Genomic DNA, 24,696 nt, shown 5'->3' on the forward strand with positions numbered 1-24,696 from the left:
TTCGTCTTTAATTAAAAAAGGGAGAAATCTCCCTTTAGATATGTGCGGCACACCTACTGCAAATTGTTGGGTGCTCTTTATCTTCACCTACAGTTTCACTGTACATCCAACATCTTTCGCATTTTTCACCAGGTGCATGACTTACCTTTATGGCAATATCGTAATCTTCACTTCTGTACGCATCATCAGGTATAACCCCATCATTTTCGTGAAGAACAGTTTTTGATACTATAAAGACTGTATTAAAATCTTCTTCAAACTGCTTCAAAAATTCGTACAGCTCTTTCGACGCATAAATATCGACTTGAGCTTCCAAAGAATGACCTATTTCCTTGTTTGCCCGGGATATCTCCAATGCCTTAGATACATCTTTTCTTATATCAAAAAGCTTGTTCCAATTGTCGATTAACTGTTTATTATCGTAGATATCATTAGGTTCTGGCCAATCAGCAAGCTGAACGCTCTCAAAACTATTTTTTGCATCGTGTTGCATGTAACTCCATATTTCATCTGCCGTAAATGTCAGCACTGGTGCTATGATTCTTACAAAACCATTTAATATAATATATAAAGTAGTTTGAGCTGCTTTCCTTTCCTTTGATGTGGCTGGGAAAGTATATAGCCTGTCTTTCAATATGTCAAGGTACAGATTGCTCATATCTACAATGCAGAAGGTATGAACAAGATGCAAGAACTCATAAAATTTATATTTGTCAAAAGCCTCAGTTACATCCTTCACAAGCTCATTGTATTTGTACAAAGCCCATTTATCTATATCTAACAATTCATCATATGGCAACAAATCTTTATCAGCATCAAAATCGTAAAGGTTGCTTAATAAAAATTTTGCTGTGTTTCTGATTTTCCTGTATGACTCAGTCATCTGCTTTAAAATTTCTTTTGATATCCTCATGTCTGAAGTGAAATCTGCAGAAACAGCCCACAACCTCAATATATCAGCACCATACTCTTTTACAACATCGGCTGGATCGATTCCATTTCCAAGGGATTTAGACATTTTTCGCCCTTCACCATCTACAACAAAACCGTGTGTCAATACATTTTTATACGGAGCGATACCTTTTGTAGCGACAGATGTAAGAAGCGATGACTGGAACCATCCCCTGTGTTGGTCAGAACCTTCCAAGTACAAGTCTGCTGGCCATCTAAGTCCCTCAGTTGTCTCTAAAACCGCTACATGGCTGGAACCAGAGTCAAACCATACATCCATAATATCCGTTTCTTTTCTAAACTCTGTAGAACCACATTCACACCTTGTACCTTGTGGCAGTATTTCTTCGGCCGATAGTTCATACCAAGCGTCAGAACCCTTTTCTGCAAACAACTTCTTTACCGCATTTATCGTATCATCGTTTATCAATTCTTTCCCACAGTGTTTGCAGTAAAAAATAGGAATTGGAACACCCCATATCCTTTGCCTGGATATACACCAGTCGTGCCTATCTCTAACCATGTTTGTAATCCTATCTTCGCCCCATTCAGGAATCCAATTTACTTCTTTTATCGCTTTCAGCGCTTCATCTCTAAAGCCATCTACAGATGCAAACCACTGCTCTGTAGCGCGGAATATAACAGGATTTTTGCATCTCCAGCAATGAGGATACGAGTGTGTGAAAGTCTTTGAAGCCAATAAAGCATTGGCTTTTTCAAGATCCTCTTTTATGACCTTATTTGCATCAGAGTAAAATAGTCCATTGTATTTTCCTGCTTTTTCAGTAAATCGCCCTTTATCATCAACAGGATTCAAAACATCAAGTCCATATTTTTGACCAACTACAAAGTCCTCTTCACCGTGGCCAGGTGCTGTGTGTACACATCCTGTACCTGCCTCTTGTGTTACATGTTCGCCTAATATTATAAGCGATGTCCTGTCAAAAAGAGGATGCTTAGCCTTCATTCCTTCCAGTTCTGAACCTTTAAAAGTAGCAATTATTTCATGGTTTGAAAGTCCTGTCTCTTTTTCAATGCTGTCAAGCATATCTTTTGCCATTATGTAAATTTCATTTCCGTATTTCGCCAAAGCATAGTCAAAATCTGGGTTCAAGCAAATTGCAAGATTAGCAGGAATTGTCCAAGTCGTTGTAGTCCATATTACAAAGTACAAATTACTTAAATCATCAACAATGCCTTTAAATTTGCCCAAGTCATCTACAATTCTGAATTTAACGTAGATCGAATCAGATTTTTCATCAGAATACTCTATCTCTGCTTCTGCCAATGCAGTTTCACAATCTGTACACCAGTATACAGGCTTAAGTCCTTTATATATATATCCTTTCTTTGCCATCTCCCCAAATACTTCTATCTGCTTTGCCTCATATTCCGGTTTCAGCGTCAAATATGGATTTTGCCAATCTCCTCTTACACCTAATCTAATAAATTGTTCTTTTTGCTTTTCAATTTGCGAAAAAGCAAAATCACGACACACCCTTCTAAATTCTACTGGACCTACATCATTTCTCTTTATCCCTAATGTCTTGATTGCCTGTTGCTCTATTGGCAAGCCATGAGTATCCCAACCTGGCACATATGGTGATTCATATCCCCTCATCGTCTTATATTTAACCACCATGTCCTTCAAAACTTTGTTCATGGCAGTGCCAAGGTGTATATTGCCATTTGCGTATGGAGGACCATCATGAAGAATGAACTTTTCTTTGCCCTTGTTTTTATCTAATGATTTGTGGTATATGTCCATGTTCTCCCATTTCTTTAATATTTCTGGCTCTCTCATCGGCAAATTCGCCTTCATTGGAAAATCAGTCTTTGGCAGATTTAATGTTTTGTTGTAATCCATAAACATACCTCCTATTTCAAATTGCATAAATGCAGAAAAAATAAAAACCTCTCATCCAAAGGGACGAGAAGTCGCGGTACCACCCTAATTATTAAGGCTAAATGCCTTAATCACTCATGAGATAACGGGGTTTTCCCGGCTTAGCTTACTAAATTTCAGCCAGCAGCTTCGAGGTGATATATGACAAACTAACTTATTGGCTTCCACCGACCGCCAACTCTCTTAAAAGTTTTGTTTGCATAAATTGTCCTCTTCATCGCTTTTTTCGCATTTTAAATAATTATACAATATGTAAAAAAAGACGTCAACATCTTAAGTCGTAATGGCAGACCTTACTTTTACACCTTCAATGCTACCAAGCTTGCCAGTTAAAGCACCGATGTCATCCGTCGTACCGTCGACAATCAGCGATATGATTGACACATTTCTTTCCTTATATGGAATACCCATTCTGCCCACTATGATATCGGCATACTCGCTTAAAATATGATTAACTTTTTCAGACGCCAACTCTCTATTTTGGACTAAGATCCCGATTACAGCAAGTCTATTCCTCATCATTTCTCACATCATTCTCATCATCAAAAAATTCTCTGTCGTCTATAGATAATATCGCCTCAAGTTCTCCTTCAAGGAGTGTTTTGAATTTAGCCTTAAATACATTCAATTTTTTCCTTTGACTTTCAAGCTCTGCTCTAATCCTTACTACTTCTTGATTGGCTTTCTGCATTATTTTTTCTGCTTCTTGTTGTGCTTGCTGTATTATTAAATCAGCTTCTTTCTTAGCATTTAACTTTAAATCTTCAGCCGACTTTTGGGCAACGACCAGCGTATTATTTAGCGTTTTTTCTATATCTGTGTAGTTCTGCAACTTATCATTTAATATATTTACTCTGTCCTTTAGATCAGAATTTTCTTTATACAATAGTTCATAGTCTTCCATAACTTTGTCTAAAAACTCATCAACTTCATTTTCATTATAACCTCTAAATGAACGCTTAAACTCCTTATTGTGTATGTCCATAGGTGTTAACATGCCAATCCACTCCTTGTCATTTTATTGTTATTTGTATTTTAAAATATGAACATATACCCTGCCTTTTCTCGATGTACCCAAAATTTCTTGGAATTTGATCCTTCCATAACCTCTTAAAGATATGATGTCACCTTCTTTTACTTCAAATGAAGGCGATATATTTGTCTCCCAATTCACTTCAGTAAGTCCAGCTTTTATCAAATCCGAAGCCTTTGTTCTGGATATTTTAAACCCCGCCGCGATTATGCTATCAAGCCTTACAGATGCAACTGTTGTTTTAATGTCCTCATATTCTATTACAGGCTCTATAACCTCATCTAAGTCAATTGAACTAACAATAACCTTCTCTCGACCTATCTTTTTCAAATTCATCAAAACAAAATCAGCTATATCCCTATGCACTATTACATCGCAGATTTCTTGTCTTTTAATTATATCACCAATTTTCTCTCTTTTTATACCTAGACCTAGCAGTGAACCTAACACATCTCTATGTGACAACCTTATTAAGTCGCCATTTATCCTTATCCCCTTTATTGCATCAAAATGTTCACCATCGGAAATCGCAAGAAACGATGGATATATACAGGCTATTTTTCTCTCAGCCTCTTTAAATCCACCATCAAATCTACAATCTATATCGTCATGTTTATCAATCAACTTTAGCAGTATCTTCTGATCTTTCATACTTAGAAAATCTGTAAATCTATCACGCCTATTTTTCTGTACCCAATTTATCATATCATTAAGTCTTGCAATGCTGTATTCCATTCCTTCACCCTTTTAAAGTAAATAAATCATATTAACGAAATCAAGCTTACTAATATTGGTCTTATCACATATTGGATAGCCAACATAGCAAGGATAGGTGAAAAATCTATCATCATATTCCTTCCAATCGATGACTTAAATTGCAACCTTCTAAAAGGATCTAAAATAGGTTCTGTCACGATGATGACAAATCGCGATATAGGATTTCCCATATTCTCCATTCTCAAAAGAGATAATACCACCCTTATTACAATAAGCCAATTTACAATCTCAAAAAAGTAGTTTAATGTTAAGATCAAAGCATAGTTTGTCGTCAAATCATACCCTCCTCATTACTTTAAGTTGAACATTGAATCGACTTCATCTTGTATATCGCCAGCAATATCAAAATTATCCGGCACAATTAAAAATATGCTATTAGCAATTTTCTTAATTTCTCCATTTAACGCAAAAACAGCACCGCTTAAAAAGTCTATGAGTCTCTGAGCATCATTTCTCTCCATATTTTGAAGATCAATAATTATAGGCTTTTTATTTTTTATGTTTTCAAGTATTGTCTGCGCCTGTTCAAAACTATCTGGCTTCAAAATAATTACTTTTATCTGCGATTGTGTATGTATATTAACTATTTTTGGCTTTTGGCTAAAGGGTAATTCGTTTTCAACTTTTTCAGCATCCCCTTCGTCTTCCTGCTCATCAAATCCAAAAAAATTCATAAGCTTTTCAATCACTTTTACAGCCATTTATTTTACCTCCATATCATATAATCTTTTCCCAAAAATTCCTGTACCTATACGTATGATGTTGGCGCCTTCTTCAACGGCAACAGTGTAATCATTCGTCATACCCATAGACAAATATTTAAAATCTAAATTTTTTTGATTTAAAGATTTAGTGTTATCAAATAACTCCTTCATTTTTCTAAAATAAGGCCTTACATCTTCAGCATCTACATACGGCGCCACAGTCATCAGACCTTTTATTTTCAAGTTGTCAAAGCTTTCAAGCTCCTTTATGAATTCCAACAAGCTTGACGGTTCAATTCCATACTTTGATTCTTCTGAACCTACATTTACCTCGATCAAGCAGTCCATAATCCTATTGCATTTTTTGGCTCTTTTATCTATTTCTTCTGCAAGGCGCACACTGTCAAGTGAATGAATCATCTTCACTTTATCTATTACGTACTTCACCTTATTTGTTTGAAGATGACCTATAAAATGGAACTGCACCTTATCCATTAATGTTGGATATTTGTCTACTAACTCTTGTACTTTATTTTCTCCAATATCCGTAATACCGTATTTTATAGCTTCTTCTATTCTTGAGACATCGACGGTTTTAGTCACTGCCACAATTAATATATCGTCAGGATTTCTATTAACTTTTAATGCATGCTTCTTGACATTTTCTTTTACTTTATCAATATTATAACGTATATCCATAATAATCCCTCTTACTTCTTTAAATAGTCTTTACCATATACTAATATTTCGTCATACATTTTTAAATTTCCATCTGAACTTTCTACAACGGCATTTTCTGAATTTTGCGCTTTTACGTCGACTTCTTCAAAGAGAGGAATGCCATTATTTAATTTATACACGCCATATTTTCCATCAACTTTTACGATAGCCGTATTTGGCACAATAAAGCCTTCATAGTTATTTACTGTTATGTCGACTTTAACCTTCCTTTTTTTATAAAAATCGTCATAAGCATCATCCATCTTTATCACTACACCAAATAAATTGTCGGATATCGAATATATTTTCATTATGTTTCCATCTAACAATTGACTATATTTATCATCTATTTCTACTTTTACATTGTTCCCTTCTTTTAATTTTTGGCTCTTACTTTTGTCCAATACAGACAATACATACCAGTCATAATTGTCTATTAATTTTAATATCGGTTCACCTTGCTTTACTTCACCTTTTATTTCTGCTGGCTCTTTTTGTACTGCATTTATATCATTTAATGTGATGTTAAACAATTTGTTTACACTAAAAATATCTTCATATCCATCAAAATAATCGCTTACGACTCCAGCTTCAGGCGAATATACCTTGTACAAACCATTAGAAATAATGCTTTCTAATTGTTTTTTTTGACTATAAAGATCATCTAAATTTCTAATCGACGAAGGACCATTTTTGATTATCTGCTCTTTTTTGCTTATTAAATCATCTATTTTTTTGCTTAAACTGTTTAAAACGCTCTTGTCTTTTGTCTGCTGATATTCCTTGTTTAATTCATCTATCTGAGCATTTATACTTTCTATATCTTTTGCATAGGGATTTGCGTCTTTATCATCCTTAATGCTCTGAATCTTTTCATTTATAGAATTTAGCTCATCCAATTTCGACTTATCAAAGTTTGGCGATATGACTTCTGCTATTTCTTTGCCTTTTGGCACTCTTGTCCCATCTTTTACTAACATATTTATTTTCCCATCAATAGGAGAATTTATGACCATTGCATCAACCACTATGTAACCATAAGCGTCTATTGACTCCGATAAGTTACCGGGCTTAAGTGGTATTGTCTTATCTTTTCCACTTATAGTATTTACTGCAACTTTTCCTATGTAAAGTATGACAACAATTGCTATGATAATATTCAAAATTCTTTTCATAAAACCACCTATGATTATATTCTATAAAAAATCAATTTTTCCTTCTTAAAATTTACTCTTTAGCACTTATTTTATAAACTTTTTATCTGTAGTTCAAATTATCTTTTTCAGAATTTCATCGATTAATTGGTGTGTTTTTAAAGAAAGTTTTATTTCATCATCATTTATTTCTTTAGAATTTATAGAATATAAGAAATTATTTACTGCACTCTCAAAACCTCTCACATATGATACACTATCCCAAGAATTATGACTATAAATAGATACATTGTTTTTGTCAGATACTATCAATTTTTCAAAATTTTCAACTATGACACTTTTCCCATACCCATGCACCTCAAGCACTTCTCTGTCTGCACCACTATTTCTATGCATCACCCCAATTGCGATTCCATTATCCGAAGTAATTTCAACATTTATATATTTCATGCTATTATTTTCTTCTATCATTCTCACATGTGAAATATTTATACTTGCAACATTGCCAAGTTGATGACACAGTGTATCAACCACATGTATAAAGTCATCATAAAGGGTGAATTTGATATCACCCCCAACACCGCCACTTCTATTTTTCTCCATCATGTACAATTCAGGTTTTTGCTCTCCGAAATTCTCTGATGCTTTAACATACAATGGTGCATATCTTCTATTAAACCCAACAGTCAAAATAAGTGAATTGTTAAGTGCAATATTATAAAGTTCTTCAGTTTTTTTTAAGTCATCTGTCAAAGGTTTGTCCACATAAACATGAATATTATTTGTAAGAAGTTTTTTCACAATCTCATAATGGCTATCAGTAGAAGTGTGCACAAAAGCACAATCAGGTTTTAAAGCAATTGCTTCATCTATAGAAGTATATGTGCTAACTTTATAATTCTCCTTATACTTTAAAAGCTTTTTTTCATCTCTGCCTACAATGCCAACTACTTCAAGCATATCTACATTAAATATAAATGGCAAATATGCCCTTTTGAATATATTACCCGGTCCTACGATTATAGCTTTCAACTTATTCATAACCTCACCTCTATAATTCATTTGCTGTCTTAGAAAATTTGTAAACCTCTATTTCTTTTATGCATATTATATAACAAATCAGGAATATAACCAAGAAAAGTACATGACTTTTTAAAAATGAAGTACTTGCATTTGCATGAAATTTGTGATAATATTTAATTAATTATTTGTGAGAAAATTTAATAGTTAAAAATGAGACAAGGGCGTTTCATTAATATATTTTGCGTGTATTAATGGCGTCCTTGTTTTGTTTATATTTTCCATTAATACCAAAAAAATAAATGAAAGGGGATTTTTATGTCAGAAAATTCTTTGAAAAATATTTTTGGCGCCAATGTATTTAATGACGCAGTGATGAGAGAGCATCTACCAAAGCAAACATACAATGCTTTAAGAAAGACAATCGATGAGGGACTACCACTTGACCCAAAAGTTGCCGACGTAGTAGCAAACGCTATGAAAGACTGGGCTATCGAAAAAGGAGCGACGCATTTTACACATTGGTTTCAACCATTGACAGGTATTACTGCAGAAAAACACGAATCTTTTATCTCTCCTACACCAGACGGTAAAGTCATCACAGAATTTTCAGGCAAAGAACTTATAAAAGGCGAGCCTGATGCATCGTCATTCCCTTCAGGCGGATTAAGGGCTACATTCGAAGCAAGAGGCTATACTGCATGGGATTGTACATCTCCTGCATTTGTCAAAGATAATGTCCTATACATCCCAACCGCATTTTGCTCATACACTGGCGAAGCATTAGACTTAAAGACACCTTTATTGCGCTCTATGGAAGCATTATCAAAGGAAGCATTAAGAGTTCTTAAGTTATTTGGAAATAACACTTCAAAAAGAGTCATAACAACTGTTGGTCCAGAGCAAGAGTATTTTTTGATAGATAAAAAATTGTATGAAAAACGCAAAGACTTAATATTGACAGGCAGAACATTATTTGGCGCAAAACCACCAAAAGGTCAAGAAATGGAAGATCATTATTTCGGCACTATTAGGGAAAGAGTTTTCGAATTCATGAAAGAGCTTGATGAGGAGCTTTGGAAATTAGGAATATCAGCTAAGACCGAGCACAACGAAGTCGCACCTGCTCAACATGAATTAGCGCCAATCTTCAATACGACAAACATAGCAACGGATCACAATCAATTGACAATGGATATAATGAAAAAAGTTGCTTTAAGAAATGATCTAGTATGTCTATTGCACGAAAAACCATTTGCCGGTGTCAACGGATCTGGAAAACACAACAACTGGTCTATGAGTACAGATGACGGTTTAAATTTATTAGATCCCGGAAAGACTCCACACGAAAATGCACAATTTTTAGTTTTCCTGTGTGCAGTTATCAAAGCAATCGATGAATACGCTGATTTACTAAGAGTATCTGCTGCAACACCTGGAAATGACCACAGGCTTGGTGCAAATGAAGCTCCACCGGCAATAATCTCGATTTTCTTAGGCGATCAATTAACTGATATTTTAGAACAAATAGGCGAAACTGGCGGTGCCACAAACTCAAAGCAAGGTGGAGAATTGAAAATTGGCGTAACAACGCTTCCTACGCTTCACAAAGATTCCACCGACAGAAACAGAACATCTCCATTCGCATTTACTGGAAACAAATTTGAGTTTAGAATGGTAGGTTCTTCATCATCAGTAGCAACTGCAAACTATATTTTAAACACGATTGTAGCAGATGTTTTATCTGAAATTGCAGATAGACTTGAAAAAGCCGATAATTTTGATGAAGAAGTTCAAAAAATATTAAAGGAGATCGTAGTAAATCATAAAAGAGTTATCTTCAACGGAAACGGGTATTCAGAAGAATGGGTAAAAGAAGCTGAAAAGAGAGGACTTCCAAATATAGCTTCAACAGTTGATGCTATTCCTGCCCTTTTGAAAGACAAAAATGTAAAAGTCATGGAAAAACACGGCGTATTAAGCAAGGTAGAATTAGAAGCTCGCTATGAAATAATGTTGGAAAATTACTCAAAGACTATAAACATAGAAGCGTTGACAATGATTGATATGGCTAAAAAGCAAATTCTTCCGGCAGTTTTAAAATTCATTAAAAATGTTGCAGACTCTATAAACGCAGTAAAAGAAACTGGATTAGACGCTTCAGTTGACGCACAAGCCGATTTATTGAAGGAAGTTTCTTCATTGACAGCCGAATTTAAGAGAAGAATCGACAATCTTGAAAGCGCTGTAAATAATGCATCAAATATTGAAGGAGATTCTTTTGCCGTAGCTAAATATTACAGAGATGAAGTATTTGCAAAAATGGGAGAGCTTAGAGAAATAGGTGACAAATTAGAAACTTTGGTAGACGCTGATATTTGGCCACTTCCAACATATGCAGACATGCTTTTCTACGTGTAGATATAATAAAAAACTATTGGGGTATTTAACCTCAATAGTTTTTTTATATGATAATTCATATTTAAATTACAAATCAATCGGTTCTCAAGGCTTTTTTTAATGGAGATAAGGGGATTCGAACCCCTGGCCTCTACAATGCCATTGTAGCGCTCTCCCAACTGAGCTATATCCCCGAATATGTATGGTGGAGGTGCGGGGAGTCGAACCCCGGTCCGAAGGTGTCACAGTAAAAGCTTCTCCGAGCGCAGTCACTGTTTTAACATTCCCTCTGCAGCTCTCCCAGTGACAGGATAACTGCTTCGGTAGCTTCATAAAATCCGATTTATCTCAAAGCTTTGATAAATCAGTTCCCCACTAAATCGACGCCCAATCCTTTGATGTGGGAATCAAAGGTTGAACGGCTGCTTGTAATTAAGCAGCGTAAGCTAAATTATCGTTTGCGTTTATATTTAAGTCCACCGTTTTACGAGCAGATGGAACCTCGGCTCGCTACTTTTACCTCAACTACCCCCGTCGAAACCAGTACACCCCCGTATATCATATATGCTGACTTTCTTTAAAGTGCCTTTCTATCTCCCTCTTAGCATCTCTTCTTGCCATATCTTCTCTTTTATCGTACAATTTTTTACCTCTGGCAACTGCTAATTCCACCTTTACAAGCCCATGTTTAAGATAAACCCTTAAAGGAACCAATGTATAGCCTTTTTGAGTGACATAGCCAGTCAATTTATTAATCTCTCTTCTATTAAGAAGCAATTTCCTCGTTCTAAGTGGATCTTTGTTAAAAATATTGCCTTTTTCATATGGGCTTATATGCATATTGTATAAGAAAACCTCATTGTTTTCTATAAGTGCAAAGCTGTCCTTCAAATTCACTTTGCCCATGCGTACAGATTTGACTTCTGTACCAAAAAGCACAATGCCTGCTTCATAAACTTCATCTATAAAATAGTCGTGACTGGCTTTTTTGTTTTGTGCAAGCACCTTTATATTTTCACTACTCATAAGAATAACACCTTTTCTGTAAAATACATTGTTCCCTCACAGTACATGGGTCTGCGCTTAATTATTATAGCACATTAAATTCACATGTCAAGCACCTTCAACATTGCGGATTTCATCTGGTGTAGCCAAGACAAAATCTATTTCTCTCCTGTCCACGTTAGCACCTACTACCTTTACGTACACAATATCACCTATAGAAAACTTTCTATTCGTTCTTTCGCCTATTAACGTATATGTTTCATCATCATAATGGTAATAGTCATCATCAAGTGTGTCAATATCGACTAATCCTTCTACTGTGTTATCTAACTCTACAAAGAAGCCATAATTTGTCACGTTGGCGATTATAGCTTTGTAGATATTCCCAATTCTTTCTTTCATGTATTCTACTTTCTTCAAATCTTCAATCTCTTTTTCCGCCGAATCAGCCGCTCTTTCCCTCTCTGAAGCTTTTAATGAAATGTCATTTAATATTTTGTTATAATGTTCCTGCCGCTTCTCATTCAATTTACCATGAATATTCTCTTTGATAATCCTATGGATTATCAGATCGGGATATCTCCTTATAGGCGATGTAAAGTGTGTATAATACTGCGTCGCCAAAGCATAATGTCCTAAATCCTCTGGGCTATATCTGGCCCTCTTTAAAGACCTTAGTAGAAGCGTCTCAACAACTCTTTGTTCATTTTTGCCCCTCACTTGCTTTATAAGCTCTTGCAATGCTTTTGGATGTATTTCATCTCCTCCAATGCCCTTTATGTGATAACCTAAATTATGTATAAATTTATTAAATGCCATCAGTTTCTCCATGTCCGGATGCTCATGAACCCTGTATACAAAAGGCACATTGATCCAATGCATGTGCTCAGCAACTGTCTCATTTGCAACAAGCATAAATTCCTCAATAATCCTATGGGCTACATTCCTTTCGATCTTTACAATATCAATTGGTTTTCCCTTTTCATCTACAATTATTTTTGCTTCTTCAAAATCAAAGTCTACACTACCGCGCCTTTTCCTTCTTTCTAACAAAATCTTTGCCAAATCTCTCATATTATTAAAATCTTCTATTAAATCTTTATATCGCTCTTTTAATTTTTCATCATTTTCTTCTAAGATTTTGTACACATTAGTATAAGTCATTCTTTCTTTGCTTCGTATTATACTTTCAAATATATCGTGATCTATAACATTACCATTTTTGTCTATCTTCATCTTTACCGTAAGTGTCAATCTGTCCTCAGATGGATTGAGGCTGCAAATTCCATTTGACAATCTGTGTGGCAACATTGGTATGACTCTATCTATAAAGTACACACTGCAACCTCTATTTAAAGCTTCCTTATCAAGCTCAGAACCTTCTTTGACGTAATGACTGACGTCTGCAATGCTGACATAAAGTACATAATCGCCGCTCTCAAGTTTTTCTACTGCCACAGCATCATCAAGGTCTTTTGCATCTTCACCATCTATCGTTACAATATTTAAGTGACGCAAATCTATCCTTCCTGTTATTTCTTCACTTGATATTTTCTCTTGTATATTTTCTGCTTCTTTTATGACTTTCTTTGGAAATTCTTCAGGTATATTGTACGAGCGAATCACTGACAATACATCTACTCCAGGATCATTTTTCCTGCCTAAAATTTCAATTATTTTTCCTTCAGGACTTCTCCGCTTTTCAGGCCACTTAGTTATTTTAACTACCACCTTCATACCATCTTCGGCATTCATGGTATCAGCTTTTGAAATAAATACATCTTGCGTAATGCTTCTATCATCAGGAACTACGAAACCAAAATTGCGGCTTTTCTCAAAAGTACCTACAATGGTAGAATTAGCCCTCTTGAGTATTTTTACAACTTCTCCTTCCCACTTCTTCCCTTCAACTTTCTTTGTAACCCGAACAAGAACTGTATCATTCTGCATTGCACTGTTTAAATTATCTTTAGAAATAAATATATCCTTAATGCTTTCATTTTCAGGTATCAAAAAAGCAAATCCTCTTGATGTGGCATCTATTTTGCCTTTTATTATATCCAATCTTTCTGACAAAGCGTACTTTTCATTTTTTGTCTTATATATTGTTCCATCTTTTTCTAAATCCTTTAATAGCTCCTCAACAATGCCCTTTTGACTATAATCCACATCAAGCATTTTTAAAATATTCTCAATCTTTGAAGGTTTGTAATTTTCGTCGCTAAAAAGCTCTAATAATTTATCTTTAAAATTCATACCGATTCCTCTCAATCCATTAAAATAAAAATTTACATAATTAATTTTCCATTTATCTATTATAATTATAACATCTACTATGAGAAATATTAAAGAAAAACTGTTTGTGTCAAGTAGTCGTTAGCAAATTTTTTCTTCAAATTTTATCCACATAATGTTTAATGTATTGTGAATTCTCTTGCAATTGTTTTTGCTCCATTTCTGTCTTCATATTGCGCCTTTTATATGACTTTTAGTTCGCTTAGGCATTTGTATCTGAGTGTATTTCCCCTATTGCTTTTCGACTGTTTGTCATTGCACAACCTTCAAACGGCATACCACCTTTTTGTATGTGATATGTCTTTACTTTTTTCTGCTTTTTGTTTACATCCGCTGCTGATAGTTTTATTTCTTCTTTTATCTCTGCTAATTTTTCTTCTGATATTATCACATTAAAATATGCTTCTACAACACTATTAAGTTTTCCGCTTATCTTTAAGGCTAATATCTTTGCTAAATTGTTTGCTCCTTTTTCTGTCTAACTCATTTTCCCTGCATTCATTCCGTTTGCTAATATACACTGCTAATTTTATTTCTTTCTTCCCTTTGCTTTTTACCTTTCGGTCTGTCTTCGCCTTGCAAAGCATTTTAGGTAAAATTAGAGTGTTTATAAATAATTACTTGCTTTTCTCAAGAAAAATTTAATGAAAAATTTATTTTTTGTAATTTTTAGCAAAACCAATTATGATATAATTACACTAAATAGATAAAAATTTAAAAACATGAAAGGATATGATATGATAAAATTACCTCATATATGATTTTTAATATATTTTAAAAGAAAAATAATTTTCAAATGAGGAGATGTTTTCTGTGTTAAAGAAATTAGTTTTATTGCTTCTGGTTGTTACTCTTCTTACAGTTTCTACCTTTAGTTTTGTTTTTGCTATGGATAACACTGTAGATAAAGATGTTGAAGTACAAATAAAGAACATTTCAAATTACGGTGAATTTATGATTTGGAATGGAGAAAAAATAAGTGAAAGAATAAATTTATATAATTCGGACGATCAATTATCAGCTTACCTTTATAATATATTGCATGGTAACAAAATAATTGGATATGTCATTGTAGACCCTAAAACTGATAAAGTTGTTGAATATGCTCTTGGCCAATCACCATATTCAGACTATCTTTCTGAATATATAAAAGCCAAATCAGACAAATTTAATAATAAGAAAATAACATTATTGTATGATGGACCATCAAACTATGGTGTAGCCGCAGGAAATGAAAAATCAAAATCCAAAGAAATATTTGATTTCACATATGATAGTAGTGTAAAATTAAGTGTAGATACAAGTAAGGATGCAAAAAATTTATTAAAAACAAAAAACATTACAACTAATGTAACCGCATTATCATCTGGTAAAATACTTTATAATGTTGGAACAGAACAAGTTGTTGGTAATAGATCTTGTGGACCAGTAGCAGCTTATAATTTATTGTACTTCTGGGCGCATAATGGTTATCCTAAATTAATAACAGGTAATGCAGATAATGATATAGCACAACTTGCAAAAGATATAGGAACAACAGTCGGCGCAACACCTTTTTTATGGTATAAAAATGGATTAAATCAATATACAAATAGAGTTTACTATGGTCAGTTCTATACTGGGGATCTTGTAACAAGTTATGACTCAATTAAAAATGAGATAAATAATAACAGACCAGGTACTGTACTTTATTTATTACACCCATATTACGGCAGTCATTATGTAGTATTTATGGGTTATACAACAAATTATTGGTATGTTGTTCATGATGGTTGGAATACCAATGATGTATATAGAGATTTTAATTATGATAAATCCTATATTAGTAATCTTGCATATACAATATGGGGTATGTAAATGTAATCACTAAATAAAATTGATATTATAAACTTAGATTCAGCAGAAAGATTGAACTATTTAGTAAAATTTGATATATAAAATTAATTTATAAAATAATATTTGATTTAGATTTTTTACTTGCTGAATCTAAGTAAAGATTATTGTTTATATATTACTGCAAAAAGTAATTTTTTATAGCAAATTCAAGCTGCAAAATAATAACTGAATATGAATCAATTTTAAAGCCTAATATGTTGTTTGAGGCATTAGAGCTAAGGCACCGTGTAATAAATTGCAAGTCAAAGCATTACCGATTAAAAATATGTTCCGGAAAATGACTTTTTACAGTAAAATTATTATCAAGCCTATTAAAATTCTAAGGATGGTATTATTATAAAAAAGAAATACAAAATATTGTTATTATTTATTCTAATAATCTGTTTTTTTATATTGCTTTTTTTAAGGCAAATACAAGCAATTTCTATAGTTATTTATGAAGGACATACGGTTAAAATTACTTCTTTACATTTTAATAATATTGGTAGACCATTAACTGTAGTAAATGCTATTGACAGTAAAGGCAATAAAAATATTTATTTTATAAATCAAATTCATTTTTTTAATCCACATTTGGAATATGTTGTTAACTCAAAAGATGGTATTTCAAGCGAAGATGCAATATCAATTGTAAATAATAATAAGTTATGCGATGAGATTTGGAAAATAGAGTTGAAACACGAGACAACAGAAAATCCCAGAAAAGAATTAGTTTATTGGGAGATATTAACAAATAAATACAGCTCATATCCAATGATTTTTATTGATTTTTATACAGGGAAGTATAAAGTTATAGATAAAAATGGTAAGGTAATTAAAAGCAATATGTAAAAGGCTGCTGGACAAAATATGCCAGCAGCCTAAAATATTATATATTATTCTTTATTTTTCATCCTTTATTGCGGCTTGTGCAGCAGCAAGTCTTGCGATTGGAACCCTGAATGGTGAACATGATACATAATCAAGTCCTACTTTATGGCAGAACTCAATTGATGACGGATCTCCACCATGCTCGCCACAGATTCCTACATTTAATTCAGGTCTTGTCTGTCTGCCAAGTTTTGTACCCATTTCAACAAGTTTGCCTACGCCAGTCTGATCGAGTTTTGCAAATGGGTCAAAGTCGTAAATCTTCTTATCATAGTATGATTCTAAGAACTTACCAGCATCATCTCTTGAGAATGCAAATGTAAGCTGTGTCAAGTCATTTGTACCAAACGAGAAGAATTCTGCTTCTTTCGCAATCTCATCTGCTGTAAGAGCAGCCCTTGGAACTTCAATCATTGTTCCAACTAAATACTTAATGTTGGAATTCTTTTCTTTTAATACCTCTTCAGCTGTTTTTACGATTATGTCTTTTACATACTTCATTTCTTTTACATCGCCAATAAGAGGTATCATTATCTGTGGTTCAATACTAATGCCAAGTTTATTTGATACATTTATAGCTGCTTCAATTATAGCTCTTGTCTGCATTTCAGCTATTTCAGGATACTTGACAGCAAGTCTACAACCTCTAAAACCAAGCATTGGGTTAAACTCTTTGAGGCTTTCTACAGTTGCTTTAAGATCCTCAAATGTCATTCCCATTTCATCAGCCAATGCTTTTATATCATCATCTTCATGTGGTAAGAATTCATGCAATGGTGGATCGAGAAGACGTATTGTAACAGGATGTTCGCCCATTGTCTCAAACAATCCTTCAAAGTCTGACCTTTGCATAGGCAGAAGTTTATTTAGTGCATTCCTTCTTTGTTCTTCTGTCTTTGATACTATCATTTCTCTCATGGCAGGTATTCTATCTTCAGCAAAGAACATATGCTCTGTTCTGCAAAGACCTATTCCTTCAGCACCAAACTCTACAGCAACTTTAGCATCCCTCGGTATATCAGCATTTGCTTTTACTTTTAACTTCCTGTATTTGTCTGCCCAGCTCATCAATGTAGCAAAATTACCTGTAAGAGAAGGTGGAACAGTCTTTATTTCTCCCAAATATACATTGCCAGTGCTTCCATCAATTGATATGTAATCCCCCTCTTTAACTACAATGTCACCGATCTTCATTATCTTTTGATTCTCATCAATCAATGCAGCACTGCATCCAGCAACACAACATGTACCCATTCCTCTGGCAACAACAGCAGCATGTGATGTCATACCACCACGGCCTGTTAAAATACCTTGTGCAACAACCATACCCTCTATGTCTTCAGGAGATGTTTCCATCCTTACAAGTACCACTTTTTCGCCTCTACCTTTTACAGCTTCAACAGCATCATCTGCTGTAAAATACACTTTTCCTGCTGCTGCACCTGGTGATGCCGGTAAACCTTTTGCAATAGGCTTTGCTGCTTTTAATGCATCTGCATCAAACATTGGGTGCAATAATTGGTCAAGCTGTTTTGGATCAACCCTTAGCACTGCCTCTTTTTCATCTATTAAGCCTTCATTTACTAAGTCTATTGCAACTTTTAATGCTGCTTGAGCAGTTCTCTTACCATTTCTCGTCTGAAGCATGTAAAGCTTTGATCTTTCTATAGTAAACTCGATATCTTGCATATCCCTGTAGTGATTTTCCAATTTATTTGCAATTTCTGTAAATTGATTGTACACTTCAGGCATTATGTCTTTTAATGTTGATATTGGCTGTGGCGTTCTTATACCTGCAACGACATCTTCACCCTGAGCATTCATCAAGAATTCGCCAAACAATGCTTTTTCACCTGTTGCAGGATTTCTCGTAAATGCCACACCTGTACCAGAATCATTACCCATATTGCCAAATACCATTGTCTGAACATTTACAGCAGTACCCCAATCACTTGGTATATCATTTAACCTTCTGTAAACAATAGCTCTCGGATTATCCCATGATCTAAATACGGCTTTGACAGCTTCTAAGAGCTGAATCTTTGGATCTTGTGGGAAATCAACGCCCATCTCTTTCTTGTACAGTTCTTTGTATCTCTTTACAACTTCTTTTAAGTTTTCTGCAGTCAAATCTGTATCGTATTTTGCACCGTTTTCTTCTTTGACAGCGTCCAATATTGCTTCGAATTTATTCTTTTCAATTCCCATAACGACATCTGAAAACATCTGAATGAATCTTCTGTAGCTGTCGTATGCAAATCTCTCGTTGTTAGTAGCTTCAGCAAGTCCTACAACAGTATCATCGTTTAACCCAAGATTTAAAATTGTATCCATCATTCCAGGCATAGAAACTCTTGCACCTGAACGCACTGAAACCAATAACGGATTTTTCTTATCTCCAAACTTTTTGTTATTTATTTCCTCTAAAATAGCCATATTCTTGTAGATTTCTTCTACTATTTCATCAGATATTTTTTTACCATCTTCATAATATTTTGTGCAAGCTTCTGTTGTAACAGTGAAGCCTTGCGGAACAGGTAAGCCCAGATTTGTCATTTCAGCAAGGTTTGCCCCTTTTCCGCCCAGTAAATTTCTCATGGACGCATTTCCTTCGCTAAACAAATATACATATTTCTTAGCCATTTATAGTCCTCCTTTATTGATTTTATTTAATATTATGCTTGCTGTTTCCTCGACAGCTTTATTCGTTACATCAATCACTGTACAATCTAACCGCTCCATCACCTCCTTAGCGTAGTTAAGCTCTTTTATGATTCTATCTTTAGCAGCATAAACTGCCTTAGAATCCAAACCCAATGACTTAAGCCTTTCTTTTCGTATTTCTACCAAGTTATCAATATTTATCATAAGACCAAATATTTTGTTGTGATCTATTTCAAACAATTCTTTTGGCGGATCCACCTCAGGCACCAGTGGAAAATTTGCAGCTTTAATATACTTATGTGCAAGATACATACATAGTGGTGTCTTTGATGTCCTTGAAACACCAAGTATTACAACATCAGCCAACAAAAGACCATTCACATCTTTTCCATCATCATGTTTTACTGCAAACTCAATTGCATCCATCTTTCTGAAGTAGTCTTCATCAAGCTTACGCTTATGAAAAAATAATTCTGTAGGTGCAATGCCAGTAGTACCTTCTATAGCATCCATAATAGGCCCCATCACATCAACGATGCGCAAATCATACTGTCTCGCCTTATTTAGAAGGTATCGTTTTAATTCATCGACTACCATCGTATGTATTATAAGGCTGTTCTTATTATTAGAAGCATCTATTATTATTTCATCTATCTGATTTTTATCACCAACATAAGGAAACTTTTTGATTTGACTTATATTGGTGCCAAATCTGGATGCGGCTATGGCTGCTACATGCTCCGCCGTATCAATGCTTGAATCAGACACAAGGTAAATGGCTACATTCTCATCCACAATAATTTTAGCCTCCTAAATAATAGCTGATACTAAAACAGTCATGTGGGACAGTTTTACTCCCGTTATGACAATACCTTTTAGATTAACGTTTTCTAACTATATACAACAACATTCTATCATTTAAGTCAATTACAATAATGTCCAATTAATATTATAGCATAAAATATAAAAAAAACCAGGCACTCGCCTGATTTTTTTTATATTTTTAATTTAGCTTCCAAATACGACTTTACTTCGTTTATCTTAATCCTTATTTGCTGCATCGTATCTCTATCCCTTATTGTCACCGATTCATCATTCAATGAATCAAAGTCGTACGTTATGCAGTATGGTGTCCCTATTTCATCCTGTCTTCTGTACCTTTTTCCAATGCTTCCTGTCTCATCGTAATCAACCACAAAATCTTTTCTTAGTTCATCGTACAATTTATAAGCATTTTCACCCAGCTTTTTAGACAAAGGAAGAACTGCTGCCTTTATCGGTGACAATGCAGGATGCAATTTTAAAACGACTCTTGTGTCATTTTCTTCTACCACTTCTTCATTGTAAGCATCTATCAAAAAAGCCAAAGCTACTCTATCAGCCCCTACAGATGGTTCAATGCAGTATGGTGTGTACTTTTCATTTGTAACAGGGTCAAAATATGTTAAATCTGCTCCTGAATGTTCCATATGACGTCTAAGATCGAAATCAGTCCTGTCAGCTATTCCCCATAACTCTCCCCATCCAAATGGAAATCTGTATTCTATATCTGTAGTAGCATTGCTGTAATGCGAAAGCTCTTCCTTACTGTGATCCCTAAATCTCAGGTTTTCTTTTCTCAAGCCTAAATTTAAAAGCCAATTCATACAGAATTCTTTCCAGTAATTAAACCATTCTAAATCTTCACCAGGTTTACAGAAAAATTCTAATTCCATCTGTTCAAATTCTCTCGTCCTAAAAGTAAAATTTCCAGGTGTAATCTCATTTCTAAATGATTTGCCAATTTGCCCTATCCCAAATGGTATCTTCTTCCTTGATGTTCTTAGCACATTTTTAAAGTTGACAAATATGCCCTGTGCAGTTTCAGGTCTTAAGTATATTTCTGACTTCGAATCTTCAGTAACGCCTTGAAACGTCTTAAACATCAAATTAAATTTTCTAATATCTGTAAAATTATGAGCACCACAAACTGGACACGGCACGTTGTTGTCATCTATAAACTGCTTTAATCTTTCATTTGTCCAACCATCTACATTTGTTTCTTCTCCATGTTCTTTTAAATAATCTTCTACAAGCTTATCAGCACGAAATCTAGATTTGCACTCTTTACAGTCCATCAATGGATCGCTAAATCCGCCAACATGTCCAGATGCCACCCATGTTTCAGGATTCATCAGAATTGCAGAGTCTATACCCACATTGTACTGACTTTCCTGTATAAATTTCCTCCACCAAGCTCTTTTTACATTGTTTTTAAATTCAACACCAAGCGGACCGTAGTCCCATGTGTTTGCCAAACCTCCATAGATCTCAGACCCAGGAAATATAAAGCCACGATTTTTTGCAAGAGACACTATTTTATCCATGGTTACATCAAAAGCCATCAACAAACACTCCTTTTTATGTATAAACAAAACCCTTTTTCCTCCTCGGCAAAAAGGGCTAAACTCAATTTATTTTAGAATATCAAATAGTTTTAAATATGTCAATATCGCTTAATGAAAGCATTGGATTTTATTGTTTTTCTTCTTTTAATACAGTTATTTCTTTATTTGGTCTTTCTATTTCAACAGTACAGTTTGTGAAAAAAGCCAATGCAGCACCTATGACAGTAAGCTGAGGAACTATGATGGCTGATATGGCTCCAGCGGTGACAGGAACCTCAAGTATCACATTGTCGTCTTTTTTTATTCTTATTTTTGTGACATTGCCTTTTTTGACAATTTCTTTTATCTTGTCGATTACTTCAGAACCTGCAACCGATATGCTCTCTGTCCAATTCTTTTTATTTTCTTCAATGTATATAAGGGCATCTACCACATCACCATTGCACTTTTCTAAGGCTTCCTTCGCTTCCTTGTAGCTTACACCTGTTCTAGCCACAATCTGATCGATCTTTTCAAGCTCATTATCCATTTAAATCACCTCCTACATATTTTTTAACTTGTCTAAAAAATATTTTGACTCAAAATTTTTGTCAAAATGAACACTCATATAATCAGTAACTATTTTATCTAGTTCTACTAATATATCTTTTTGTATTCTAAGTTTTGCAATATTGCCAAAACCATTGCTAAGCAAATACCTTAACATATTTAGTGTTTCTCTTTTTATGTAGAATATGTCATCAGCACTGCTTTTACAATCTCTGCACAATACACCACCTTTCAATGGCGAAAAATACATAATGTTATCATCTCTGCCACAGGATAAACAGTGGTGCACTTCAGGCATATATCCCATAAATGTGACAAACTTCAGACAAAAAGTGATTGAAAGCAAATCGCAATCGAAAAGATCTTTTTCCAAAAGAAACATAGAATACTTTAATAGATTATATATATTTGTGTTTTTTTCGTTTTCTTCAAGCAGCTTATAAACAATATCTGCAAAATACGATGCATAAGAAAGCTTCAAAATATCATCGTCTATCTTTAAAAATGAATGGATCAACTCCCATTGGTCAATATAATAGTAATTTTGCCCTTCAAACAAAACATAATATCCTATTGAAAAAGGATGGGATGAACCCAAATATCTACTTTTCGAGTTCCTTGCACCTTTTGCTATTGCATCTATCTTACCATTTGATTTCGTAAAAAGTGTAACGACTTTGTCTGATTCACCTATTAACCTGCTTTTTAAGACAATGGACTCTGTTTTTATAAATTTCATGATAATTTGACCTTTGTTGATTTTACCATCCTTTTACGATTTGAATTCCAGAGCTTGTACCAATCCTGTTAGCACCTGCTTTTACAATTTCTTTAGCAAAATCTGCAGTTCTTATGCCACCTGATGCTTTAACACCAAAATTTTCGCCAACAGTTTTTCTCATCAATTCAACATCGTGTACAGTTGCGCCACCACTGCCAAATCCAGTTGATGTTTTAACAAAATCTGCCCCTGCATCAACTGTAATTTCACAGGCTTTTACTTTTTCTTCATCAGTAAGATAACATGTCTCTAAGATAACTTTAACTATGATTTCTCCAAAAGATTTAGCTGCCTTTGTCACAGCTTCTATGTCCTTTTTCACATAATTGTAGTCGCCAGATTTCAGTTTGCCTATGTTTAAAACCATGTCTATTTCATTTGCCCCATTTGATATGGCTTCTTTTGCTTCAAACACCTTGGTTTCAGTCGTATTAGCGCCAAGAGGAAAACCGATAACTGTACATACCTTTACATCACTGTCTTTTAAAACATCAGCTACAAGTTTTACATGGCATGGATTTACGCACACAGACGCAAAACCGTATTCCTTAGCTTCATCAGCCAATTTTTTAATATCAGAATCAGTTGCATCCGGTTTTAATAAAGTATGATCTATCATCTTTGCAATTTCCACAATATCTCCACCTTTCTTAAGTATACTTTAACACTACCAATTAATTTTTGTCAATTACATAGCCAAAATTCCTTAAAATGCTGACATTATCTCTCCAACCTTTTCTCACCTTTACCCACAGATCCAAATATATCTTTTGGCCAAATAAACTTTCCAACTCTATTCTGGCACTACTTCCTATCCTTCTTAACATCTGTCCGTTTTTCCCTATGATAATAGCCTTGTGAGACTCTTTTTCACAGTATATAAACGCTTCTATGTCCAATATGTCTTTATCTTCTCTTGCTTTCATCGAGTCAACTTCTACGTATACACCGTGTGGTACCTCATCTTCAAGGTAATTTAATATTTTTTCTCTTATTATTTCTGATACGAGAAACTTCTCAGGCCTATCTGTTATATAATCGCTTGGAAAGTATTGCGGCCCTTCTGGTATATACGATACTATTGTGTGTTTTAAAAGATCTATATTCATATTTTTTAAAGCAGATATTGGCAGTATATCTTTAAAATTATAAAGTTGCTTAAATATCTGTATTGACATATCTACAGTTTCATGGGAAACAGTGTCTATTTTATTTATGACCAAAATTACTGGTGTTTCAATGTTTATAAGGTGATCGATGATATATTTATCACCTGGTCCTACTTCAACATCTGGTTCTACCATGTAGATTATTAAATCTACTTCTGCCAAAGTTTTTTTTACGGATTCAATCATGAATTCGCTTAATTTGTGTTTTGGTTTATGTATACCAGGTGTGTCAATAAAAATCACTTGATAGTCCTCACCTGTCAAAATACCTTGGATGGTGTTTCTGGTGGTTTGCGGCTTGTCTGAAGTTATAGCCACCTTTTCATTTAACAATGCGTTTAAAAGAGTAGATTTACCAACATTAGTTCTTCCAATCAATGCAGCAAATCCTGACTTAAATGCCATATCATCACCT

22 protein-coding genes, 1 tRNA gene, 1 other RNA gene and 1 other annotated feature are annotated in these 24,696 nt (G+C 34.2%); of the genes, 3 read left to right on the forward strand and 21 right to left on the reverse strand.

Going from position 1 to position 24,696, the window contains the following annotated elements; all coding sequences use genetic code 11:
• Positions 1–34 precede the first annotated feature (34 nt).
• The 9 genes from ileS to THEXY_RS07585 form a co-directional block, all read right to left on the reverse strand.
• Positions 35–2,818 (reverse strand): isoleucine--tRNA ligase, encoded by a 2,784-nt coding sequence (gene ileS / locus THEXY_RS07545; protein WP_013788246.1) that lies wholly within the window; start codon positions 2,816–2,818, stop codon positions 35–37.
• A 56-nt stretch (positions 2,819–2,874) separates the two neighbouring features.
• Positions 2,875–3,084 (reverse strand) — a binding site (T-box leader).
• Between the two features lie 46 nt (positions 3,085–3,130).
• The gene (locus THEXY_RS07550) at positions 3,131–3,376 is read right to left on the reverse strand and encodes a TM1266 family iron-only hydrogenase system putative regulator (protein WP_013788247.1); all 246 of its coding nucleotides are present in this window, start codon (positions 3,374–3,376) and stop codon (positions 3,131–3,133) included.
• Positions 3,366–3,854, reverse strand: a complete 489-nt coding sequence (locus THEXY_RS07555; protein WP_013788248.1) for a DivIVA domain-containing protein — start codon at positions 3,852–3,854, stop codon at positions 3,366–3,368. The genes THEXY_RS07550 and THEXY_RS07555 overlap by 11 nt, the downstream gene beginning before the upstream one ends.
• Before the next feature lie 27 nt (positions 3,855–3,881).
• Positions 3,882–4,625, reverse strand: a complete 744-nt coding sequence (locus tag THEXY_RS07560) for a YlmH family RNA-binding protein (protein ID WP_013788249.1) — start codon at positions 4,623–4,625, stop codon at positions 3,882–3,884.
• A gap of 26 nt (positions 4,626–4,651) precedes the next feature.
• Entirely contained in the window at positions 4,652–4,942 is a 291-nt protein-coding gene (locus THEXY_RS07565) for a YggT family protein (protein WP_013788250.1), read from the reverse strand.
• 15 nt (positions 4,943–4,957) lie between these two features.
• A complete protein-coding gene (locus THEXY_RS07570; protein ID WP_013788251.1) occupies positions 4,958–5,368 on the reverse strand; it encodes a cell division protein SepF in 411 nt (136 codons plus the stop codon).
• Positions 5,369–6,070 carry a YggS family pyridoxal phosphate-dependent enzyme gene (locus tag THEXY_RS07575; RefSeq protein ID WP_013788252.1) on the reverse strand — a complete coding sequence of 234 codons (702 nt, stop codon included), beginning with the start codon at positions 6,068–6,070 and terminating at the stop codon, positions 5,369–5,371.
• Positions 6,071–6,081: 11 nt separating this feature from the next.
• The gene (locus THEXY_RS07580) at positions 6,082–7,266 is read right to left on the reverse strand and encodes a biotin/lipoyl attachment domain-containing protein (RefSeq protein WP_013788253.1); all 1,185 of its coding nucleotides are present in this window, start codon (positions 7,264–7,266) and stop codon (positions 6,082–6,084) included.
• A gap of 93 nt (positions 7,267–7,359) precedes the next feature.
• Positions 7,360–8,286 carry a Gfo/Idh/MocA family protein gene (locus tag THEXY_RS07585; protein WP_013788254.1) on the reverse strand — a complete coding sequence of 309 codons (927 nt, stop codon included), beginning with the start codon at positions 8,284–8,286 and terminating at the stop codon, positions 7,360–7,362.
• Between the two features lie 297 nt (positions 8,287–8,583).
• Between THEXY_RS07585 and THEXY_RS07590 the strand changes: the two genes are divergently transcribed.
• Positions 8,584–10,686 (forward strand): glutamine synthetase III family protein, encoded by a 2,103-nt coding sequence (locus THEXY_RS07590; RefSeq protein WP_013788255.1) that lies wholly within the window; start codon positions 8,584–8,586, stop codon positions 10,684–10,686.
• A 100-nt stretch (positions 10,687–10,786) separates the two neighbouring features.
• Here the strand turns inward: THEXY_RS07590 and THEXY_RS07595 are convergent.
• The 5 genes from THEXY_RS07595 to THEXY_RS07610 all read right to left on the reverse strand — a co-directional run bounded on the left by THEXY_RS07595 (position 10,787) and on the right by THEXY_RS07610 (position 14,356).
• A tRNA-Ala gene (locus THEXY_RS07595) sits at positions 10,787–10,859 on the reverse strand.
• 9 nt (positions 10,860–10,868) lie between these two features.
• Positions 10,869–11,218, reverse strand: a transfer-messenger RNA (tmRNA) gene (gene ssrA, locus THEXY_RS12395).
• Between the two features lie 5 nt (positions 11,219–11,223).
• Positions 11,224–11,691, reverse strand: a complete 468-nt coding sequence (smpB, locus tag THEXY_RS07600) for an SsrA-binding protein SmpB (RefSeq protein ID WP_013788256.1) — start codon at positions 11,689–11,691, stop codon at positions 11,224–11,226.
• Positions 11,692–11,778: 87 nt separating this feature from the next.
• Positions 11,779–13,926 (reverse strand): ribonuclease R, encoded by a 2,148-nt coding sequence (gene rnr / locus THEXY_RS07605; protein WP_013788257.1) that lies wholly within the window; start codon positions 13,924–13,926, stop codon positions 11,779–11,781.
• 241 nt (positions 13,927–14,167) lie between these two features.
• Complete coding sequence (locus THEXY_RS07610) at positions 14,168–14,356, reverse strand: hypothetical protein (RefSeq protein WP_013788258.1); 189 nt, start codon at positions 14,354–14,356, stop codon at positions 14,168–14,170.
• A 422-nt stretch (positions 14,357–14,778) separates the two neighbouring features.
• Here THEXY_RS07610 and THEXY_RS07615 point away from each other — a divergent pair, with 422 nt between their 5' ends.
• Entirely contained in the window at positions 14,779–15,822 is a 1,044-nt protein-coding gene (locus THEXY_RS07615; RefSeq protein WP_013788259.1) for a C39 family peptidase, read from the forward strand.
• 396 nt (positions 15,823–16,218) lie between these two features.
• On the forward strand, positions 16,219–16,692 hold the full coding sequence (locus THEXY_RS07620) for a hypothetical protein (RefSeq protein WP_230197565.1): 474 nt from the start codon (positions 16,219–16,221) through the stop codon (positions 16,690–16,692).
• 51 nt (positions 16,693–16,743) lie between these two features.
• On the opposite strand, the gene ppdK is transcribed toward THEXY_RS07620, so the two are convergent.
• The 7 genes from ppdK to era form a co-directional block, all read right to left on the reverse strand.
• The gene (gene ppdK, locus THEXY_RS07625; RefSeq protein ID WP_013788261.1) at positions 16,744–19,374 is read right to left on the reverse strand and encodes a pyruvate, phosphate dikinase; all 2,631 of its coding nucleotides are present in this window, start codon (positions 19,372–19,374) and stop codon (positions 16,744–16,746) included.
• Positions 19,375–20,190 carry a pyruvate, water dikinase regulatory protein gene (locus THEXY_RS07630; RefSeq protein WP_013788262.1) on the reverse strand — a complete coding sequence of 272 codons (816 nt, stop codon included), beginning with the start codon at positions 20,188–20,190 and terminating at the stop codon, positions 19,375–19,377.
• Between the two features lie 200 nt (positions 20,191–20,390).
• Positions 20,391–21,779, reverse strand: coding sequence for a glycine--tRNA ligase (locus tag THEXY_RS07635; protein WP_013788263.1), 1,389 nt, complete (start codon positions 21,777–21,779; stop codon positions 20,391–20,393).
• 130 nt (positions 21,780–21,909) lie between these two features.
• A complete protein-coding gene (locus THEXY_RS07640) occupies positions 21,910–22,311 on the reverse strand; it encodes a DUF4342 domain-containing protein (RefSeq protein ID WP_013788264.1) in 402 nt (133 codons plus the stop codon).
• 12 nt (positions 22,312–22,323) lie between these two features.
• Entirely contained in the window at positions 22,324–23,070 is a 747-nt protein-coding gene (gene recO, locus THEXY_RS07645; protein ID WP_013788265.1) for a DNA repair protein RecO, read from the reverse strand.
• A gap of 22 nt (positions 23,071–23,092) precedes the next feature.
• A complete protein-coding gene (deoC, locus tag THEXY_RS07650; RefSeq protein ID WP_013788266.1) occupies positions 23,093–23,746 on the reverse strand; it encodes a deoxyribose-phosphate aldolase in 654 nt (217 codons plus the stop codon).
• A gap of 40 nt (positions 23,747–23,786) precedes the next feature.
• Positions 23,787–24,686 carry a GTPase Era gene (gene era / locus THEXY_RS07655; protein ID WP_013788267.1) on the reverse strand — a complete coding sequence of 300 codons (900 nt, stop codon included), beginning with the start codon at positions 24,684–24,686 and terminating at the stop codon, positions 23,787–23,789.
• Positions 24,687–24,696: the final 10 nt, after the last annotated feature.

It is taken from the genome of Thermoanaerobacterium xylanolyticum LX-11 (assembly GCF_000189775.2).
GTDB classification, from domain to species: domain Bacteria; phylum Bacillota; class Thermoanaerobacteria; order Thermoanaerobacterales; family Thermoanaerobacteraceae; genus Thermoanaerobacterium; species Thermoanaerobacterium thermosulfurigenes.

What these genes read in the sequence shown, in the direction of transcription:
- smpB (WP_013788256.1), bottom strand. Translation starts at nt 11,691, where the DNA reads ATGAGTAGTGAAAATATAAAGGTGCTTGCACAAAACAAAAAAGCCAGT.
- era (WP_013788267.1), bottom strand. Translation starts at nt 24,686, where the DNA reads ATGGCATTTAAGTCAGGATTTGCTGCATTGATTGGAAGAACTAATGTT.
- THEXY_RS07590 (WP_013788255.1), top strand. Translation starts at nt 8,584, where the DNA reads ATGTCAGAAAATTCTTTGAAAAATATTTTTGGCGCCAATGTATTTAAT.
- THEXY_RS07580 (WP_013788253.1), bottom strand. Translation starts at nt 7,266, where the DNA reads ATGAAAAGAATTTTGAATATTATCATAGCAATTGTTGTCATACTTTAC.
- THEXY_RS07550 (WP_013788247.1), bottom strand. Translation starts at nt 3,376, where the DNA reads ATGAGGAATAGACTTGCTGTAATCGGGATCTTAGTCCAAAATAGAGAG.
- THEXY_RS07575 (WP_013788252.1), bottom strand. Translation starts at nt 6,070, where the DNA reads ATGGATATACGTTATAATATTGATAAAGTAAAAGAAAATGTCAAGAAG.
- THEXY_RS07555 (WP_013788248.1), bottom strand. Translation starts at nt 3,854, where the DNA reads ATGTTAACACCTATGGACATACACAATAAGGAGTTTAAGCGTTCATTT.
- rnr (WP_013788257.1), bottom strand. Translation starts at nt 13,926, where the DNA reads ATGAATTTTAAAGATAAATTATTAGAGCTTTTTAGCGACGAAAATTAC.
- ileS (WP_013788246.1), bottom strand. Translation starts at nt 2,818, where the DNA reads ATGGATTACAACAAAACATTAAATCTGCCAAAGACTGATTTTCCAATG.
- THEXY_RS07640 (WP_013788264.1), bottom strand. Translation starts at nt 22,311, where the DNA reads ATGGATAATGAGCTTGAAAAGATCGATCAGATTGTGGCTAGAACAGGT.
- ppdK (WP_013788261.1), bottom strand. Translation starts at nt 19,374, where the DNA reads ATGGCTAAGAAATATGTATATTTGTTTAGCGAAGGAAATGCGTCCATG.
- recO (WP_013788265.1), bottom strand. Translation starts at nt 23,070, where the DNA reads ATGAAATTTATAAAAACAGAGTCCATTGTCTTAAAAAGCAGGTTAATA.
- THEXY_RS07635 (WP_013788263.1), bottom strand. Translation starts at nt 21,779, where the DNA reads ATGGCTTTTGATGTAACCATGGATAAAATAGTGTCTCTTGCAAAAAAT.
- THEXY_RS07560 (WP_013788249.1), bottom strand. Translation starts at nt 4,625, where the DNA reads ATGGAATACAGCATTGCAAGACTTAATGATATGATAAATTGGGTACAG.
- THEXY_RS07585 (WP_013788254.1), bottom strand. Translation starts at nt 8,286, where the DNA reads ATGAATAAGTTGAAAGCTATAATCGTAGGACCGGGTAATATATTCAAA.
- THEXY_RS07570 (WP_013788251.1), bottom strand. Translation starts at nt 5,368, where the DNA reads ATGGCTGTAAAAGTGATTGAAAAGCTTATGAATTTTTTTGGATTTGAT.